Raw genomic sequence first — 2,947 nt, forward strand, 5'->3', positions numbered from 1 at the left:
CAGATGCATCAGTGGATTGGTGCGCCCGAGCAAGCCGGCGTCGGCTCTGATCTTTTCCGGGGAAGTCTGGGCCGGGGATGCCTGCCATTGCTGAACCAGATAACGCAACTTCCGGGTAAATCGCGGGGCGTAGAAGGCTCCGAACAGCATCAGGTAGAAGAACGTGATCACGCCAATGGCAGCTATGGCGATCAGAACGATCATGACTGGACCGCCCATTTCGACCAGTTGGCCGAGTGGCCCTTGGTCGAACAGCGATGCGGAAGTGGCAGTAATGGAATCCATACAGATATTCCCGGCGAGACGAAAATAGACCTAAATAATAACGATTATCAGTAGAATTTCAAGTCTCGATCTGACGTATCCGCCCGCCTTTGTTAGACTTTCGGTGACGTTTGCAACTAATTGGTATCCATGACGGGCCTCCTGAGCCTGAGCAACGGGAGTTATTAATTTGGTCAGAAAATGGTTCGGCAGCCTGGTCAACCGAGCGGTCGCTTTGGTGGTGGTGTTTGTGGCGACATCCGCGGTTGTCATTGCGGCCATCGGGTGGCTGCTCAGTCGGGCCGAGCTGGAGGACATGGCGTATGGTCAAGTGGAAACCATTGCCGGAATGGTCGCCAGGGAACTGGATCTGAAGCTGTCGGAAAGACTGGATGTACTGACATTGGTGGCCGAAGGCTTCCCCTCTACCGAGATCGTGCTGGAAAACCGGGCCCGGGTCCTGCTGCGTAATCAGGATGCCCTGCTCCAGCTTTTCGATGCCACCTTTATTCTCGATGCCGATGGTCGGTTACTGGCAGCTTCCCCAGCGTCGTATTACGTACCCGGTTTCAATGCCTCGCAGCGCCCCTACTTCACCGATCTGGTCAGCCGGATGTCGCCCATTATCAGCGCTCCCTACATTACCGTAATTGATGAGCAGCCCGGCGTTATGGTGGCCGCGCCCCTGTTTGATGCAAACCAGCGATTCATCGGCATGATTGGCGGGCTGATTCTGCTGCAGGGCGACAATTTCATGAGTGAATTTGCCAGTGTCCGGGTGGGCCAGACCGGCTATCTGCGCCTGATAACGCAAAACGGCATCGTGCTTGCTGATGGTCTGTCGGGAGAGGTGATGGTGCCCGTAAGCAAATCGTCCCCCTCTTTACTGCAGGCGATGTCCGGTTTCGAGGGCACATCCCACGATCATCCGGGCCGGAAAACCGGGACCATAACCGGCTATGCGCAAATGGCGCTGGTGCCATGGTTTGTGGCCGCTGTCTGGCCCGAGCGTGAGGCCTTTGCTCCGGCACTGAGGATGACCGGTGGCTTCAGCTGGGCGTTGCTGGCGGTAGTATCAATACTGGCGCCTCTGGCTTTCTGGATCTTCTACCGGTTGTTGGCGCCGTTGCGCAATCTCGGGGTCCAGATATATCAGCGGCACACTGGTGAGCGGGAGGAGCCTGTTTCCGAGGTGGGCGGGTCGGAGATCCGCAACGTTGCCAAAGTCTTCAACCAGGTGCGGCAGGAACGGGATGAGATTTTCCGGTCACTGGCCGAACGCGAGGCCTTCTTCCGGTCCCTCACTAGCAATGCACCGATCGGCATCGTACACACTGATATCCTGGGCCGTATAGAGTTCGTGAACCCGGCGTTTCTGGATATTGTCGGTCGCCCCGAGGACTGGCTCCGCCATCGCTACCTGATTGAAACCGTCGCCAGCGAAGACCGGGACAAGGCCATGAAAGGGTGGCGCAATGTTCTGGTACGCCGCAGCTTTTTCAGGAGCCGGCTACGGTTGCTAACCCATCGTCTGCCCGGTTATGTCTGGGTGGATGTCATCACCTCGGTGATCGACCTGCCGGACCAGGCCATTGGTACCATTACTGCCGTCCGGGATGTGACTCAGGAAATGCGCTTTGAACGGGCCATTCGCGAGGAACAGCAGCGGGCGGATTCGATTCTCGATGTGCTCCAGGAAGGGGTGCTGATGGTAGATACCGAAGGCGCTATCCGCTACGCCAACGGCGCCGCCTGCAGTTTTCTGGCGCTGGAAGATGACTGTGTGGGCCATAACTTTTTCGAATCCGTCACCATCCGCCACGACAATGAAGAACTGGTTTACGACACCTTTCTGGCCGGAGACGAAATCGACAATCGCTACGTAACCCTGGAAAACCTGGCTGGACGGATCTACGACATCGATCTGACCATGCTGCATATGCGCAAAGGAGAGCGGCAGGAACGGCTGGTGTTTGTACTCAGGGATGACAGCGAACGTCGGCGGGAAGAAGAGCGATTGTCCTGGGAGGCCACCCACGATGCACTGACCCAGTTGCTGAATCGGCGGGCGTTCACCGCCTCATTGCTCAAGGCGCTGGCGGATGCGCCCGGGCAACCGGTGCCTGCGGTACTGATGATGATCGACCTGGACCACTTCAAACCCGTCAACGATGAAGGTGGTCACCTGGTTGGCGATGATCTGTTGAAGCGGCTGGCGGAGGTGTTCAAACAGGCCGTGCGTCAGTCGGATACGGTAGCCCGACTTGGCGGTGATGAGTTCGCCATTCTGTTGCCAGCCTGTGGTATGGCGCGTGCCGAAACCCTGGCTGAAAGTATCCGGGCAAAGGTACAGGCGTTGAAGATCGAACACGACGGTCGTCAGTTTGGCGTCACCGTCTGCATTGGCCTGACGCCGGTTTCAGCTCACGACAACGGCCCGAAAGAGGTGATGGCACGGGCTGATGAAGGCTGCTACATCGCCAAATCCCGGGGTCGGAACTGCGTAGTGTCGATTCCGTTGCCGGAAGAAGGCGAACGACGTTAACCAAGCCAGCCGGCAGAGCCGGCCGCCTGCCAGAGCAAGCGGAACGCCAGCAAGGTAAGCACCAGATTGAAGGCGGTGTGGAACCACCGGTTATTGATGGATTTAAGCAGGTGCAATCCAAGCCAGGTGCCGGCAAAG

General features: G+C 57.7%; 1 protein-coding gene and 1 pseudogene. One reads left to right on the forward strand and one right to left on the reverse strand.

The window, feature by feature from the left end; all coding sequences use genetic code 11:
* A pseudogene (locus tag B3Y70_RS08155) lies at positions 1-285 on the reverse strand (MotA/TolQ/ExbB proton channel family protein); the annotation flags it as partial.
* A gap of 169 nt (positions 286-454) precedes the next feature.
* Here B3Y70_RS08155 and B3Y70_RS08160 point away from each other — a divergent pair.
* A complete protein-coding gene (locus B3Y70_RS08160) occupies positions 455-2,809 on the forward strand; it encodes a sensor domain-containing diguanylate cyclase (RefSeq protein WP_286893651.1) in 2,355 nt (784 codons plus the stop codon).
* Positions 2,810-2,947: the final 138 nt, after the last annotated feature.

Origin of the sequence: Marinobacter sp. UBA5687 (assembly GCF_002420325.1) — a bacterium.
GTDB classification, from domain to species: domain Bacteria; phylum Pseudomonadota; class Gammaproteobacteria; order Pseudomonadales; family Oleiphilaceae; genus Marinobacter; species Marinobacter nauticus.